This is a genomic window from Kitasatospora sp. NPDC001309, from assembly GCF_042896295.1.
Taxonomy (GTDB): Bacteria; Actinomycetota; Actinomycetes; order Streptomycetales; family Streptomycetaceae; genus Kitasatospora.
In genome coordinates this window covers 140,796-155,941 of the sequence record NZ_JBIAXC010000017.1, presented here as the reverse complement: position 1 = coordinate 155,941, position 15,146 = coordinate 140,796, and the positions used below count along the sequence as shown (strand labels likewise).

General features: G+C 73.7%; 14 protein-coding genes and 1 pseudogene. 9 read left to right on the top strand and 6 right to left on the bottom strand.

Going from position 1 to position 15,146, the window contains the following annotated elements; translation table 11 throughout:
* Together ACFY2K_RS19385 and ACFY2K_RS19380 are read left to right on the top strand one after the other, a co-directional pair.
* A pseudogene (locus ACFY2K_RS19385) lies at nucleotides 1–273 on the top strand (2-hydroxyacid dehydrogenase); the annotation flags it as partial.
* Between the two features lie 36 nt (nucleotides 274–309).
* Nucleotides 310–813: a DinB family protein gene (locus tag ACFY2K_RS19380; RefSeq protein ID WP_360237055.1), complete on the top strand. Its 504-nt coding sequence runs from the start codon at nucleotides 310–312 to the stop codon at nucleotides 811–813.
* Nucleotides 814–840: 27 nt separating this feature from the next.
* Here the strand turns inward: ACFY2K_RS19380 and ACFY2K_RS19375 are convergent, their stop codons facing one another.
* Nucleotides 841–1,743: a UTP--glucose-1-phosphate uridylyltransferase gene (locus tag ACFY2K_RS19375; RefSeq protein WP_375886200.1), complete on the bottom strand. Its 903-nt coding sequence runs from the start codon at nucleotides 1,741–1,743 to the stop codon at nucleotides 841–843.
* Nucleotides 1,744–1,877: 134 nt separating this feature from the next.
* Nucleotides 1,878–3,425 (bottom strand): MFS transporter, encoded by a 1,548-nt coding sequence (locus tag ACFY2K_RS19370; RefSeq protein WP_387712728.1) that lies wholly within the window; start codon nucleotides 3,423–3,425, stop codon nucleotides 1,878–1,880.
* Nucleotides 3,426–3,678: 253 nt separating this feature from the next.
* Between ACFY2K_RS19370 and ACFY2K_RS19365 the strand changes: the two genes are divergently transcribed.
* Complete coding sequence (locus ACFY2K_RS19365) at nucleotides 3,679–4,050, top strand: YciI family protein (protein WP_375885966.1); 372 nt, start codon at nucleotides 3,679–3,681, stop codon at nucleotides 4,048–4,050.
* Nucleotides 4,047–5,261, top strand: coding sequence for an RNA polymerase sigma factor (locus ACFY2K_RS19360; RefSeq protein WP_380526068.1), 1,215 nt, complete (start codon nucleotides 4,047–4,049; stop codon nucleotides 5,259–5,261). Before ACFY2K_RS19365 ends, ACFY2K_RS19360 begins: the two co-directional genes overlap by 4 nt.
* A 79-nt stretch (nucleotides 5,262–5,340) precedes the next feature.
* On the opposite strand, the gene ACFY2K_RS19355 is transcribed toward ACFY2K_RS19360, so the two are convergent.
* The gene (locus ACFY2K_RS19355) at nucleotides 5,341–6,282 is read right to left on the bottom strand and encodes an NAD-dependent epimerase/dehydratase family protein (RefSeq protein ID WP_380526069.1); all 942 of its coding nucleotides are present in this window, start codon (nucleotides 6,280–6,282) and stop codon (nucleotides 5,341–5,343) included.
* Nucleotides 6,283–6,550: 268 nt separating this feature from the next.
* Between ACFY2K_RS19355 and ACFY2K_RS19350 the strand changes: the two genes are divergently transcribed.
* Both ACFY2K_RS19350 and ACFY2K_RS19345 read left to right on the top strand, forming a co-directional pair.
* On the top strand, nucleotides 6,551–7,555 hold the full coding sequence (locus tag ACFY2K_RS19350; protein ID WP_380526071.1) for a cytochrome c oxidase assembly protein: 1,005 nt from the start codon (nucleotides 6,551–6,553) through the stop codon (nucleotides 7,553–7,555).
* 134 nt (nucleotides 7,556–7,689) lie between these two features.
* On the top strand, nucleotides 7,690–8,328 hold the full coding sequence (locus ACFY2K_RS19345) for a YdcF family protein (protein WP_380526073.1): 639 nt from the start codon (nucleotides 7,690–7,692) through the stop codon (nucleotides 8,326–8,328).
* 121 nt (nucleotides 8,329–8,449) lie between these two features.
* Here the strand turns inward: ACFY2K_RS19345 and ACFY2K_RS19340 are convergent, their stop codons facing one another.
* Nucleotides 8,450–10,669, bottom strand: a complete 2,220-nt coding sequence (locus ACFY2K_RS19340) for an NADP-dependent isocitrate dehydrogenase (RefSeq protein WP_380526075.1) — start codon at nucleotides 10,667–10,669, stop codon at nucleotides 8,450–8,452.
* A 413-nt stretch (nucleotides 10,670–11,082) separates the two neighbouring features.
* Here ACFY2K_RS19340 and ACFY2K_RS19335 point away from each other — a divergent pair, with 413 nt between their 5' ends.
* Together ACFY2K_RS19335 and ACFY2K_RS19330 are read left to right on the top strand one after the other, a co-directional pair.
* Nucleotides 11,083–11,409, top strand: coding sequence for an SAV_915 family protein (locus ACFY2K_RS19335; RefSeq protein WP_375885953.1), 327 nt, complete (start codon nucleotides 11,083–11,085; stop codon nucleotides 11,407–11,409).
* Nucleotides 11,406–11,735, top strand: a complete 330-nt coding sequence (locus ACFY2K_RS19330; RefSeq protein WP_375885950.1) for a hypothetical protein — start codon at nucleotides 11,406–11,408, stop codon at nucleotides 11,733–11,735. Before ACFY2K_RS19335 ends, ACFY2K_RS19330 begins: the two co-directional genes overlap by 4 nt.
* Before the next feature lie 10 nt (nucleotides 11,736–11,745).
* Here the strand turns inward: ACFY2K_RS19330 and ACFY2K_RS19325 are convergent, their stop codons facing one another.
* The gene (locus ACFY2K_RS19325) at nucleotides 11,746–11,997 is read right to left on the bottom strand and encodes a hypothetical protein (RefSeq protein WP_360237083.1); all 252 of its coding nucleotides are present in this window, start codon (nucleotides 11,995–11,997) and stop codon (nucleotides 11,746–11,748) included.
* A gap of 91 nt (nucleotides 11,998–12,088) precedes the next feature.
* Complete coding sequence (locus ACFY2K_RS19320) at nucleotides 12,089–12,952, bottom strand: EamA family transporter (RefSeq protein ID WP_387712720.1); 864 nt, start codon at nucleotides 12,950–12,952, stop codon at nucleotides 12,089–12,091.
* 455 nt (nucleotides 12,953–13,407) lie between these two features.
* Here ACFY2K_RS19320 and ACFY2K_RS19315 point away from each other — a divergent pair, with 455 nt between their 5' ends.
* Nucleotides 13,408–15,066, top strand: coding sequence for an APC family permease (locus ACFY2K_RS19315; protein ID WP_375885944.1), 1,659 nt, complete (start codon nucleotides 13,408–13,410; stop codon nucleotides 15,064–15,066).
* The last annotated feature ends 80 nt before the right edge of the window (nucleotides 15,067–15,146 follow it).

Here is a 15,146-nt window from a genome sequence, read left to right as displayed (position 1 = left end):
CTGGTCGAGACCCTGCGCGCCGGCCGCCTCTCCGGCGTCGGCCTGGACGTCTACGAGGAGGAGACCGGCGTCTTCTTCACCGACCGCTCCGTCCAGGGCATCACCGACGACGTCCTCGCCCGCCTCGTCACCTTCCCCCAGGTCCTGGTCACCAGCCACCAGGCCTACTTCACCCGCACCGCCGTCGGCCAGATCATCGACGCCACCGCCCGCAACATCGACGACTACGCCGCCGGCCGCACCAACGAGAACACCCTCGTCCCCGGGCCCTGACCGAAGGGGGCGGAGGGGTCTGCTAGCGTCCCGCGCATGATCAAGACCGTGCCGTTCACCGGCGGCGAGAAGGAAAGCCTGCACACGGCCCTGGACCGGCACCGGGACGTGGTGGTGTGGAAGGTCCAGGGCCTGGACGACGAGCAGTTGCGGCGGCCGATGACGCCCTCGGGGACGAGCCTGCTCGGCCTCGTCAAGCACCTGGCCGGCGCCGAACTCGGCTGGTTCCGGGAGACCTTCGGCCGGGAGACCGGGCCGCTGCCGTTCGACCTCGACGCGGACGAGAGCTCCGACATGCGGATCGAGCCGCACGAGTCGACGGCGGAGGTGCTGGCCTTCTACGCCCGCGCCCGGGCCGCCGCCGACGAGGTGATCGAGGAGCTCGACCTGGAGTCCACCGGCACCTCCTGGTCGGGCCGGACGGTCTCGCTGCGCTGGGTGCTCATCCACATGGCCACCGAGACCGCCCGGCACGCCGGGCACCTGGACATCCTGCGCGAACTCACCGACGGCGCCACCGGGGACCACGACCGGAGCTGACCGACAGCGGCCCCGGCCCCGGCCCGCCTACTCGGCCGGGGCCAACTCCGCCGCCAGCTGCCGCAGTTCGTGCCCGTACTCCGGGTTGGCGAGGGCCGCCGCGAACTGCGCCCGCAGGTAGGCGGCGGGGTTGCCGGTGTCGTACCAGGTGCCGGCGATGACCTGCCCGTAGACGGCGCGGCGGGCCGCGTAGGCGTTGATGGCGTCGGTCAGGTAGACCTCGTCCTCGGGCTTCTCGTGCCAGCGGCGGGTGAGTTCGCGCAGTTCGTCGACGATGCCGGGGGTGATGACGTACCCGCCGATGGCGGCGTACCCGGAGGGGGCGTCGGCCGGCTTGGGCTTCTCGACCAGGCCGGTGATCCGCAGCGACCCGCCGCCGAGGTCCTCCTTCACCACCGGGACGCCGTAGCGGTAGGAGTCCTCGGGCGCCATCGGCATCAGCGCCAGCACCGGCGCGTTGGTCTGCTCGAACGCCCGGATCAGCTGCTGCGCCCGGGGCACCTCGGCGACGAACACGTCGTCCGGCCAGAGCACCAGGCAGGGCTCGTCCCCGAAGTGCCGGGCGGCGTTGAGCACCGGGGTGCCGTTGCCGTACGGGCCGTGCTGGTAGAGGTAGCTGATGTGCCCCTTGCGGGACAGCTCCCCGACCTCCTCGACCGCGTCCGCGAACGCCGCCTTGCCGTCCCGGCGCAGTTGCTCGACCAGCACCGGGTTGGGGCGGAAGTGCTCCTGGATCAGGCCCTTGTCGCCGTTGACGACGATGGTGATGTCGGTGATGCCGCTCTCGATCAGCTCGCGCACGGTGTGCTCGATCACCGGCTTGTCGCCGACCGGCAGCATCTCCTTCGGGGTGGCCTTGGTCAGCGGCAGCAGGCGGGAGCCCAGCCCGGCGGCGGGGATGACGGCACGGCGGATGGTCCTGGGGGCCATGTGATGCTCTCTCATGTCGATGGTGCTGAGCCGCAGTTGAGCGGCACCGCGACCGACGCTACCAAGGATCACTCCATGATCATTACCGCCCGCCGGGAAGCGGCGGACACCACCGCCGCCCCCGCACCGGCCGTTCACCCGGGCCGGGTAGAGGCCGTTTCCCCGGCCTCCTCCATGGCCTCCTCCACGGCCCCCTCCCCTGCCGTCTCCCCGGCCACTCCCCCCGCCGGCCGTACCGCCGGCCGCACCGCCAGGGCCAGCAGCGCGAGCCCGGCGAACAGTGCGGCGGCGATCAGGCCGTTCACCTGCAGCCCGGCCGTGAACGCCGAGCGCGCGCCGCGCAGCAGTGCGGCGCCCTGCTCGGCGGGCAGGTGCCGGGCCGCCTCGACCGCGGCGGCCGGCGAGTCGGGGCCGCCGCCCGTGCGGTCGCGGTAGACCGCCGCGGCGACGGTACCGAGCACCGCGAAGCCGAGCGAGCCGCCGAGGTAGTTGCCGGTCTCCGACATCGCCGCCGCCGAGCCCGCCCGCTCCGGCGGCACCGAGTCGAGGACCAGCCCGGTGCCCAGGGCGAACAGCGGCCCGGTGCCGAGCGCCAGCACCGCGCTGCCGGTCATCACCAGCGGCAGCGAGCCCGAACCCCCGTCCACGGCGACCAGCAGCAGGGCGCCCAGCGCCGAGAGCGCCAGGCCGCCGGCGATCGCGGTGGTCGGCCGCACCCGGCCGAGCAGCCGCGGCGCGGCCAGGGTGCCGGCCGCCACCGCCAGGCCCATCGGCGCGAACAGCACGGCCGAGGCGAACGGCGAGCGGCCCAGCACGCTCTGGAGGTACTGGGTGACCAGCAGTCCGGTACCGGCCATCGCCGTCCCGGCCAGCACCAGCGAGACCAGCACCGCCGCGAACAGCCGGTTGCGCAGCAGTCCCAGGTCCAACAACGGCTGCTCCAGCCCCCGTTGACGCCGGACGAAGAGGTAGCCGACGCCGGTGCCGAGCAGCAGGGCGGCCGCCGGGACGCCGGTCGCGCCCCCGACCGGCAACTGCTTGACGCCGTACAGCACCAGCAGCACCGCCGCCAGCGACAGCCCGACCCCGGCTGGGTCCGGCCGCCCCACCTCCCCGCCGCGGAACTCGGGCAGCAGGAACGGCCCGGCGGCCAGCAGCAGCGCCATCGCCGGGACGGCGGCCAGGAACACCGACCCCCACCAGAAGGACCGGAGCAGCAGTCCGGCCAGCACCGGCCCCAGCGCACCGCCCGCGAACTGGCAGGTCGCCCAGACGGCGACGGCCCGTCCGCGCTCGCGGTCGTCCCGGAACATGTTCGTGATCAGCGCCAGCGTGGACGGCGCCAGCGTGGCCCCGGCGACGCCCAGCAGGGCCCGGACCACGATCAGCATCAGCGGGTCGACCGCGAGGGCGGCGACCACCGACAGCACCGCGAAGGCCGCCGCGCCGATGAGCAACAGGCGTCGACGGCCGATCCGGTCGCCCAGCGTGCCCATGGTGATCACCAGCCCGGCCACCATCAGCCCGTAGCCGTCGCTGATCCACAGCTGTTCGACGGCGGAGGCGCCCAGGTCCGCGCTCAGCCTCGGCAGGGCGAGCAGCAGCGCCGTCATGTCCATCGCGACCACCAGGGTCGGCAGCATCAGCAGGGCCAGCCCCAGCCGGGCCCGGTCGGCTCTCATCGCGTGCTCCTCGTCGTCTCTCGTCGCGGGTTCCCCGCACCGGGTTCCTCGCACCGGTCGGTCGGAGCGGCCGGGGACTTCTTGACGTCGGAGCACCGGGGGACGGGAAGAGACCCGACGGATGGGAGAGACCCGAGGGGGGCGACGAAACCCGTGGGAGATTTCTCCGACGGGGATGTCAAGACGGCGGCCCCGGCTCCGACCGTACGGTCGAGGGGCCCGCACGGGGCCCGCCCACGACGAGGAGGACGCGATGAAGTTCCTGATCAGCCTGCACATCAACCCGGCCGTGCTGGACGCGCTGACCGACGAGGAGAAGGCCGCGATCGGCGCCGGGCACGGCGCGTTCATCGAGGAGTTGAAGGCCTCCGGCGAACTGATCCTCACCCAGGCGCTGGTCGACCCGTCGCAGGCCGCCGTGGTCACCGTCCGGGACGGCCGGCCGGTGGTGACCGACGGCCCGTACCTGGAGGCCAAGGAGTTCCTGGGCGGCTTCTACCTGCTCGACTGCGACAACAAGGAGCGGGCCGTCGAACTGGCCGCGCGGATCCCGGACGCGGCGATCGAGGGGCTGGGCGTCGAGGTGCGCCAGGTGATGTTCTCCGACGGACACTTGGAGGCATGACGGCACCGGACTTCGAGGGCCTGCTGCGTGAACTCACGCCGCAGGTCCTCGGCACCTTGGTACGACGGTACGACCGCTTCGAGGGCTGCGAGGACGCCGTCCAGGAGGCCGTCCTCGCCGCCACCGTGCAGTGGCCCGAGGAGGGCGTACCGGACAACCCGCGCGGCTGGCTGGTGACGGTCGCCTCCCGGCGGCTGGTCGACCGGATCCGCAGCGACCGCGCCCGCCGCGAGCGCGAGCACGCGACCACGGCCGCCGAGGTGCTGCCCGAGGACGTGCCGGACACCGACGACACCCTGGTGCTGCTGTTCCTGTGCTGCCACCCGGCGCTCACCGCCGCCTCCCAGACCGCGCTCACCCTGCGCGCCGTCGGCGGCCTGACCACCGCCGAGATCGCCCGCGCCTTCCTGGTGCCGGAAGCCACCATGGCGGCCCGGATCAGCCGGGCCAAGCAGCGGATCCGGGCCGCCGGCAGCTCCTTCGCCCTCCCCGAGGGCGCCGAGCGCGAGGAACGGCTGCGGGTCGTCCTGCACGTGCTCTACCTGATCTTCAACGAGGGGTACACCGCCTCCTCGGGCAGTGAGCTGCACCGCACCGACCTCGCCCAGGAGGCCGTCCGGCTGGCCCGGATCGTGCACGCCCAGCTGCCCGAGGACTCCGAGGTGACCGGGCTGCTCGCCCTGATGCTGCTCACCCACGCTCGCCGGGCCGCCCGCACCACCGCCACCGGCGACCTGGTCCCGCTGGCCGAACAGGACCGCACCGGCTGGGACCGCCCGCTGCTCGACGAGGGCACCGCCCTCGCCAAGGCCGCCCTGGCCGGCCCCGCCCTGGGCCCGTACCAGCTCCAGGCCGCCATCGCCGCCACCCACGCCGACGCCGCCACCGCGGACCGGACCGACTGGGCCCAGGTGCACGCGCTCTACCTGATCCTGGAGCGGATCGCCCCCAACCCGATGGTCACCCTCAACCGCGCCGTCGCCCTCGCCGAGCTGAACGGCCCGCGGGCCGGCCTCGACCTGCTCGCCACCCTGGACGCCGACCGGCGCCTGGCCGACCACCACCGGCTGCTCTCCGTCCGGGCCCACCTGCTGGAACGCTCCGGCGACCGGGCGGCCGCGTACGACCACTACCGCCGCGCGGCCAAGGCCACCGCGAGCCTCGCCGAGCAGCGCTTCCTGGAGGCCCGGGCCCGCCGCCTCCAGCCCTGACGCGCTCCTGCGGCCCCGACCCGACCTATGACCCCGACCCGCCCTACGACCCCGACCCGCCCTACGACCCTGCGACGCCCTACAGCCCCAGCGCCGTCCGGTACCAGGGCGCCGCCCCGGCGAGGCGGGCCAGCGGGCCCGGGCCGGGCGGGCAGGCGGCGAGGCGCCAGACCGCGTCGCTGCGGTACCAGTGGTCGCGGGCGACCATGGCGAACTGGCGCTCGGAGACCGGGCCCGGCACGGCGGCGAGCTGTCGGCGGCACTGTGCCCAGGTCAGCGCCGGGCCGTCCTGGGCGGGCAGCAGGCCGAGCCCGGAGAGGGCGTCGAGCAGCTCGCCGCTGCGGACCGGGTCCGGGTGGGCCGCGTGGTGGACGCCCGTCACCCGCTCCGGGGCGTCCAGGGCGAGCCCGGTGATCAGCCGGGCCAGGTCGGTCCGGTCCACCAGGGAGAGCCGGGCCGCGCCGCCCGCCCAGCGGCCCGGGACCCTGCGGGCCAGCTCGGCCAGGGCGGGCACCACCCAGCGGTCGCCCGTCCCGGTGACCAGGGCCGGGCGCAGCACCGCGGCACCGGCGGCGAGGGCGTGCCCCTCGCCGAGCAGCCGGGTGCGGCTGGCCGCCGACAGCGGCGCGGTCGGCGCCCCGCCGACCCCGAGGTCCGTGTGCGGGCCCCCGCCGTACACCGCCGTGGTCGACAGGTGGACGATCCGCCCGATCCCGGCCCGGGTGGCCGCCGCCATCAGGGCCGCCGTGCCCCGGTCGTTCACGGCCGCGCACTCCTCCTCGCCGCCGGTGACCTGGGAGGCGAGGTGGAGCAGCACCCCCGCACCCGCGCACAGCCCGTCCAGCGCGGAGCGGTCGGCGAGGTCGCCGGGCACCCAGGCGGTGTGCCCGTCCGCGACGGGCTCCCCGCGCACCAGGGCCCGCACCGGCACGCCGCGCGCCACGAGGGCCTCCCGTACGGCCGATCCGATGAACCCGGTGGCCCCGGTGAGCGCGACCACGGGCCGCTGTGCCGCCGCCATGCCTGATTCCTCCCTGCCGACCGGCCGGTCAGTCTAGCGACGCCCGGCCCGCCCGAACCCTCGCCCGACACCGGCCCGCCCACCGGCCCGACACCGCCCCGCCCACCACCCCGCCCACCGGCCGGGCCACCCGTACGGAGGGGGCGGCGGCACGCCCGGGGTAAGGCCCACCTAGGCTGTATGCCAAGCAAAACGGGCGAACCGGACCCCCAGTGGGGACCACAATAACGGAAAGCGGGACCCGCCGATGGGCGACGGAATGTCAGGAATGCACCACCACGGCGGGATGACCCCACTAGGCCCGTTCACCCTCTCCAACGTCTGGACCTGGTCCCCGGACTGGGTGTTCCTGCTCGGCGGCCTGGTCGCGCTGGCGCTGTACCTGACCGGCGTGGTCCGGCTGTACCGGCGCGGCGACCGCTGGCCGGTCGGCCGGGTCGTCGGCTGGGTCGCGGGCGTCGCCAGCCTGCTGCTGGTCACCTGCAGCGGGCTGAACGACTACGGCATGGTGCTGTTCAGCGCGCACATGATCCAGCACATGGTGCTGTCCATGCTGACGCCGATCCTGCTGCTGCTCGGCGCCCCGATCACGCTGGCGCTGCGCGCGCTGCGCCCGGCGGGCAAGGGCCGGCCGCGCGGTCCGCGCGAGCTGCTGGTGGCGCTGCTGCACAGCCGGTACGTCCGGGTGATCTCGCACCCGGCGTTCACCATCCCGATGTTCATCGCCAGCCTGTACGGGGTCTACTTCACCCCCGCGTTCGACTTCCTGATGCAGTACCGCCTCGGGCACATCTTCATGATGGTGCACTTCCTCATGACGGGTCTGGCCTTCTTCTGGCCGATCATGGGCGTCGACCCGGGCCCGCACCGCCCCGGCCACGTGATGCGGATCATCGAGCTGTTCATGGGGATGCCGTTCCACGCCTTCTTCGGCGTGGCGGTGATGATGGCCAGCCACCCGCTGGTGACCACCTTCACCGTCCAGAGCGCACCACCCGGCACGGACCTGCTGGAGGACCAGAAGCTGGCCGGTGGCATCACCTGGGCGTTCGGCGAGATCCCGACCGCGATCGTGCTGATCGCGCTGGTCTACCAGTGGATGGGCTCCGAGCAGCGGCAGGCCCGCCGCCGGGACCGCTCCGAGGAGCGCACCGGCGACGCCGAGCTGGAGGCGTACAACGCCTACCTGGCCTCGCTGCACAAGAAGGGCCAGCGCCCGGCCGCCGCCCCGGCCGCCGCGCCCACCGCCACCCCGGCGGCCGACGCCGGCTGAGCCCCGGCCCGCCCGCAGCGCCCGGCCCGCCCAGAACACCCGGCCCGCCCGGAACACCCGGAGCCCACGCCCCCGGAGGACGTGGGCTCCGTCATGTCGTGGAACGGTCGTTCCCCCGGGCGCGTTCGAGGGGTATGCACGCCCTGTTCCTCCCCGCCGTCCTGCTCGGCGGGTACGTCCTGCTCTGGCTGCTCGGCTTCCTCGGCTGCGCGCTGTTCCAGCGCCGCCGCCCGGTGCCCGCCGGGGCCGACTACCTGGTGGTCCTGGGGGCCGCGCTGGACGGCTGCGAGCCCGCGCCGACCCTGGCGGCCCGGCTGGACGCCGCGCTGGAACGATTCGCCGCCGAGGAGGCCGCCGGGCACGCGCCGCTGGTGCTGGTGACCGGCGGCAAGGGCCCGCACGAGGACTGCACCGAGGCCGGCGCGATGGCCCGCTACCTGGTCGCCCGGGGCGTCCCGGCCGAGCGGATCCGGCGTGAGGAGCGGGCCGTGAACACCGCCGAGAACCTGCGGTTCAGCGCCACCCTGATGGCCGCCGAGCACCCCGGCTACCGCTGCGCCGTCATCACCAGCGGCTTCCACACCGTCCGCTCCGCCCTGGCCGCGCGCCGGGCCGGCGCCCCCGCGCGGGTGCTCGGCGCGGACGGTCCGCTCGCCCACGGCCCGTACCAGCTGCTGCGCGAGGCGGTCGGCACCGCCCTCGCCCTGCCGCGGGCCAACGGCGCCGCCGTCCTGCTGCTGACCGGGGCGGGAGTGGTGCTCGGCCTGGCCTGACCGGGCCACGGGCGCCCGCCGCCCGGTCCGGCGGCCCGGCGGGCCCGGTGGAGATGCGAGGAGGCCCCCGGGCCCGCCGCAGCGGTCCCGGGGGCCTCCCGGTGCGTCAACCCGAAGGGTGTCAGCCGAGGTTGGCGATCGCCTCGTTGAAGGTCTTCGACGGGCGCATCACGGCCGCGGCCTTGGCCGGGTCCGGCTGGTAGTAGCCACCGAGGTCGACGGCCGAGCCCTGGACGGCGATGAGCTCGTCCACGATGGCCTTCTCCTGCTCGGTCAGCGCCTTGGCCAGCGCGTCGAAGGCCTGGGCCAGCTCGGCGTCGGCGGTCTGCTTGGCCAGCTCCTGGGCCCAGTACATGGCCAGGTAGAAGTGGCTGCCGCGGTTGTCGATGCCACCGAGGCGGCGGCTCGGCGACTTGTCCTCGTTGAGGAAGGTGCCGGTGGCGCGGTCCAGGGTGTCGGCCAGCACCTGGGCGCGGGCGTTGTCCGTGGTGGAGGCCAGGTGCTCGAAGCTGGCGGCCAGCGCGAAGAACTCGCCCAGGCTGTCCCAGCGCAGGTAGTTCTCCTTGACCAGCTGCTGGACGTGCTTCGGGGCGGAGCCGCCGGCGCCGGTCTCGAACAGGCCGCCGCCCGCCATCAGCGGGACGACCGACAGCATCTTGGCGCTGGTGCCCAGCTCCAGGATCGGGAACAGGTCGGTCAGGTAGTCGCGCAGGACGTTGCCGGTGACCGAGATGGTGTTCTCACCACGGCGGATGCGCTCCAGCGAGAACTTGGTGGCCTCGACCGGGGACTTGATCTCGATCTGCAGGCCGGTGGTGTCGTGCTGCGGCAGGTACGCCTTGACCTTCTCGATCAGCACGGCGTCGTGGGCGCGCTCGGCGTCCAGCCAGAACACGGCCGGGTCGCCGGTGGCGCGGGCGCGGGTGACGGCCAGCTTGACCCAGTCCTGGATCGGCAGGTCCTTGGTCTGGCAGGCGCGGAAGATGTCGCCGGGCTGGACGGCCTGCTCCAGCACCACGTTGCCCTCGGCGTCGACCAGGCGGACGGTGCCGGCGGCCGCGATCTCGAAGGTCTTGTCGTGGGAGCCGTACTCCTCGGCCTTCTGGGCCATCAGGCCGACGTTCGGGACCGAGCCGATGGTGGCCGGGTCCAGGGCGCCGTGGGCGCGGCAGTCGTCGAGGACGGCCTGGTACACGCCGGCGTAGCTGCTGTCCGGCAGCACCGCGAGGGTGTCGGCCTCCTGGCCGTCCGGGCCCCACATGTGGCCGGAGGTGCGGATCATGGCCGGCATCGAGGCGTCGACGATGACGTCGCTCGGCACGTGCAGGTTGGTGATGCCCTTGTCGGAGTCGACCATGGCCAGGGCCGGGCCCTCGGCCAGCTCGGCCTCGAAGGAGGCCTTGATCTCGGCGCCGTTCTCCAGCGCGTCCAGGCCGGCCAGGATGCCGCCGAGGCCGTTGTTCGGGTTCAGGCCGGCCGCGGCCAGCGCGTCGCCGAAGCGGGCGAAGGTCTGCGGGAAGAAGGCGCGGACGACGTGGCCGAAGACGATCGGGTCGGAGACCTTCATCATGGTGGCCTTGAGGTGCACCGAGAACAGCACGCCCTCGGCCTTGGCCCGGGCGACCTGGGCGGCCAGGAAGTCGTTCAGGGCGGCGGCGCGCATCACCGAGGCGTCGACGACCTCGCCGGCCAGCACCGGGACCTTCTCGCGCAGCACGGTGGTGGCGCCGTCCTGGCCGACCAGCTCGATGCGCAGGGCACCGTCGGCGGCGATCACGGCGGACTTCTCGGTGGAGCGGAAGTCGTTCTCGCCCATGGTGGCGACGTTGGTCTTGGAGTCGGAGCTCCAGGCGCCCATCCGGTGCGGGTGGGTCTTGGCGTAGTTCTTGACCGACTGCGGGGCCCGGCGGTCCGAGTTGCCCTCGCGCAGGACCGGGTTGACGGCGCTGCCCTTGACCTTGTCGTAGCGGGCGCGGACGTCCTCGTCCTCGGCCGTGCGCGGCTCGTCCGGGTAGTCCGGCAGGGCGTAGCCCTGGGCCTGGAGCTCGGCGATGGCGGCCTTGAGCTGCGGCACCGAGGCCGAGATGTTCGGCAGCTTGATGATGTTGGCGCTCGGGGTCTTGGCGAGCTCGCCGAGCTCGGCCAGGGCGTCGCCGATCCGCTGGGCCTCGGTCAGACGCTCCGGGAAGCTGGCGATGATCCGCCCGGCCAGGGAGATGTCACGGGTCTCCACCCGGACGCCCGCCGTCGAGGCGTACGCCTGGACCACCGGCAGGAACGAGTAGGTCGCCAGGGCCGGAGCCTCGTCGGTGTGCGTATAGATGATGGTCGAGTCAGTCATCGAAACTCCGCTTCACGTCTCCAACGTCTTGACGTCAAGATATCTCGTCCCGGGCCCCACTCTCCACCTCCCCCCGCCCCGGAGCGCGCGCCGGTCGGATCCGGGAGCCCGCGCGGGGCGCGACCGGCGGCCGGATCCACCGTGGTCCGGTGCGCGGCGCACGGCAAGCGGAGCGCTCCGGAGCCGTACGGGACGGGCGGGGTTGGGGCGGTTGTACGACACCGTTCGGGCCGAGTTCGGGCCGACGCGGGACTGGTGTAGTCCAATCGGGTGAGCCGGGTGTCAGGAGTGCGTCAACGCACCACCCCATTCGGTCAACGCTGCGTCAGGACCGGCGCGGTCCGGCAGGACCCGGCCTAGCGTCGGGACGAGCAGTTCCGGCAGCAACCACCACCCCACTCGGGAGCATCCGCATGGCCTGCGTCGTCTGGCACGTTCCGGTCACCACCACCGGCACCGGAAGCACCGCCGCCCTCCGCCTCTTCCGCATGCGCAACGGCGTCCGCTGCGCCGTCGGCTTCTCCAGCCCCGAGGCCCTCGCCGCCCTCCTGGGGCCGGACCAGGCCTGGACCGAACTCGGGGAGGCCGCGCTGCGCAACCTCACCCGGCCGCTCGGCGTCGACACCCTGGTGCTCGACCCGGGGCTGGTCGCCCCGCCGGTCACCACCCCCGCCACCGTCGGGGCCGCCCCCGGCACGGCCCCGACCGCGACCCCGACCGCCCGCCTCCAGCACCGGTGACGGCCCCGCTACAGCTCGTCCCGGACGGCTTCGAACCCGCTCCGGGCCGTCCGGAGCAGGTCCGGGCGCTGCACGCCATCGCCCGGATCAGCCACGGGCCGGTGCCGCTGGACTTCGACCGGCTGGCGGCGGAGTTCCCGGCGGTCCAGAGCGGCCTGGCGCTCGCCGGGGACGCCGACCTGGAGCTGCGGCTCGCCTGCACGGGGCCGGAGGAGCTGCGGGCGGTCGCCGCCGCCCTGCATCGGGCCGGCGCCGCCAAGGTCAGGATCGACCTGGTGCTGCGGGCGCTGACCCCGGCGCCGGTGACGCTCCGGCCGGTGCCGTGAACCGGCCGGGTCACTCGAACCCGGGGCGCGGGTTCGGGTTGACCGCCTGGCCGTCGATCTCCGCCCCCCAGGCGTCCACCCCACCGGCGTCCACGCAGTAGCCGCTGCCCTCGACGTGCCCGCCCGCAGCCCGGCAGGTGGCGGCGGTGACGTCGCGCCGGGCGGCCCCCGCCGCCGAGGCGGTGGGGGCCGCGGCCCCGGCGGCGAGCAGGACGGCGGTCGCGGTCGTGACGGCCACCCGGGCCGCGCGTGAGGTCATCATGCGGCCCACGACAGCACGGCGGCGCGCCCCCGGCGACCACAGCTCGCCCGCCCGGGTGCACGCCGCCGCGCCACGCCGCCCGCGCCGCCCGCTACGCGCGGGCCAGGGCCGCGATCGCGGCCAGCAGCAGCGCCGAACCGGCCACCAGGCCCGCGGTGACCGGCTCGCCGAGGAACAGCACGCCGATCACCGCCGCCGTGGCCGGCTCCAGCAGCACCAGCACCGAGGCGGTGGTGCCCGGGACGGCCGTCAGCCCGGAGAAGTACCACCGGTAGGCGAGCAGCGTGGGCACCGTCCCGAGGAACAGCAGCGCTCCCCCGGTCAGCGCCGGCTGCCCGGTGCTGGGCAGCACGCCCTGGAAGGCCGCGAACGGCAGGAGGCAGAGCAGGCCGGTGACGAAGGCGCCCCGGTCGGCCCGGGCCGACCCGCCGGCCCGGGCCCACAGGGTCAGCCCGCTCTGGCCCGCGCCCGCGACCACCGCCAGGCCGACGCCCAGCACCGGCCGCGGCCCGGCGGCCGGGGACGCCACCAGCAGGGCCAGCCCGCCGAGGGCGAGCGCGACGGCGGCCACCGCCCGCCCGGTGAGGCGTTCGCCGAGCAGCAGGTGCCCGCCGAGGCCGGTGAGCACCGGCCCCGCCCCGATGGTGACCAGGGTGCCCAGCCCCAGCCCCGCGCAGTGCACGGAGGCGAAGTAGGCGCACTGGCTGACGGCCAGCCCGAGGCCGGTCAGCACGGCGGAGCCGCGCCCGCCGCCGGAGGCCCGCCCGGCCCCCGAGGGCAGCAGTGCCAGACAGAGCGCCGCGACGCCGAAGCGCCAGCAGGAGACGGCCACCGGGCCGAGCCCGCTGGTGCGCATCAGCAGCGCGGCCACGGCTCCGCCCGCCCCCCAGGCGACGGCGGCGGCGGAAATGGACAACAGGCCGTGCCGGAACGGCACGGCGGTGCAGGAGGTCATGCGTCGGTACTCCACGATGGCTCGCCGGTTCAGGTCCGCGGGGTACGCGGGCGGCGGTCATCGCCCCGGCGCCGGGGGCGCTGCCTCCCGGCCGGGTCCGATCGGTGCGCCGCCCGCTAGCGGACCGGCGGCGGCAGGATCACGAAACGCACGGAACAAGCCTACGCCGCGCCTCCGGCGGCATGGCTATGCGGTTCACGTCATTCCCATAAACGAGTGGGTGATCCATATTGCCGGACCGGACGGCAAAGCTCAATTGCCGCTCAAATACTGAACCTACTCGCGAGTCACGTAACACGCCCATGAACAGACGACCCCCTACCTGCACGGATATCTGGCAAAGAAAGTAAACATTCAGCAATGGAATCTGTGCAGAGGTCTATGAATAGCCCTACTGTGTGGCAACTCTCCGCGCTCCGCCCACCCCGGAGCCCCCACACACAGAGAGATCATCCATGGCTTCCCTCAACCAGATCTCGCCGCCCGACCAGAGCTCCGGCACCACCGGGACCGCACACCGGTCGCTCAAGCGCCACGTCGGACTCATCGGCCTCATGTGGGCCTCGGTCGGCTCGATCATCGGCTCCGGCTGGCTCTTCGGCGCGAAGAGCGCCGTCACCGCCGCCGGGCCGGCGGCCGTCATCTCCTGGGGCATCGGCGCCGTCGGCATCGTGCTGCTCGCGCTCGTGCACGCCGAACTCGGCGGGCTCTTCCCGGTCTCGGGCGGCACCGCGCGCTACCCGCACTACGCCTTCGGCGGCCTGGCCGGCATGTCCTTCGGCTGGTTCTCCTGGCTCCAGGCGGCCACCGTGGCACCGATCGAGGTCGAGGCCATGATCGGCTACGCCAAGGACGTGCCCTGGGCCAGCGGACTGCAGCACACCAACGGCACCCTGACCACCAGCGGATTCATTGTCGCGACCATGCTGATGGCGGTGTTCGTCGCGGTCAATTTCCTCGGTGTGAAGGTCCTCGCCCGGACCAACAGCATCGCCACCTGGTTGAAGATCTTCGTTCCTCTGCTCACGATCTTCATGCTGGCGATCACCAGCTTCCACGCCTCCAACTTCACCTCGCACGGATTCGCCCCGTTCGGCGCCAAGGGCGTGCTCGCCGCGATCAGCACCAGCGGCATCATCTTCGCCCTGCTCGGCTTCGAGCAGGCCATCCAGATCGCCGGTGAGAGCCGCAACCCCAAGCGCGACATCCCCCGCGCCGTGCTCGGCTCGGTCGCCATCGGCACCCTGATCTACACCCTGCTGCAGGTCGTCTTCATCGGCGCACTGCCGGTCACCGCCTTCGCCAACGGCTGGGCGAAGCTGGACTTCCCCGGCATCGACGGCCCGTTCGCCGGCCTGGCCACCCTGGTCGGCCTCGGCTGGCTGTACTACGTGCTCAAGGTCGACGCGGTGATCTCCCCCGCCGGCACCGGCCTGATCTACACCACCTCCACCTCGCGCATCTCCTACGGCCTGAGCCGCAACGGCTACGCGCCGCAGAAGTTCGAGCAGCTGGACCGGAACGGCGTGCCGTGGTTCGGCCTGATCCTGTCCTTCGTGACCGGCGTGATCTGCTTCCTGCCCTTCCCGAGCTGGCAGCAGCTGGTCGGCTTCATCACCTCCGCCAGCGTGCTGATGTACGCCGGCGCCCCGCTGGCCTTCGGCGCCCTGCGCCGCCGGCTGCCCGACCGCGAGCGTTCCTACCGGCTGCCGCTGGGCGGCGTGATCTCCCCGGTCTCCTTCGTGGTCGCCAGCCTGATCATCTACTGGGCCGGCTGGCAGACCCTGTCCCGCCTGGGCATCGCCATCGTGCTCGGCTACGCCCTGCTCGGCGGCTACGCGGCCTACGCGATCAAGAACCGCCTGCCCAACGCGCCGCGGCTCAACTGGAAGGCCGCCCAGTGGCTGCCGGTCTACCTGCTGGGCCTCGGCCTGATCTCCTGGCAGGGCGGCTTCGGCAACGGCACCGGCCTGATCCCGCTCTGGTACGACATGGCGCTGGTCTCGGTGTTCGCGCTGGCGATCTACTACTGGGCGATCCGGGTGGCGCTGCCCGCCGAGGAGATCGAGCGGGAGGTGGCCGACGTCGAGGTGGTCGACGCGGGCGGTCACTGACCGCCTGAGCACCCCCTGTGACCCCCGAGACTCCTGACCCATGACACCCGGGACCTGACGCCTGGGACCTGACAGGACGG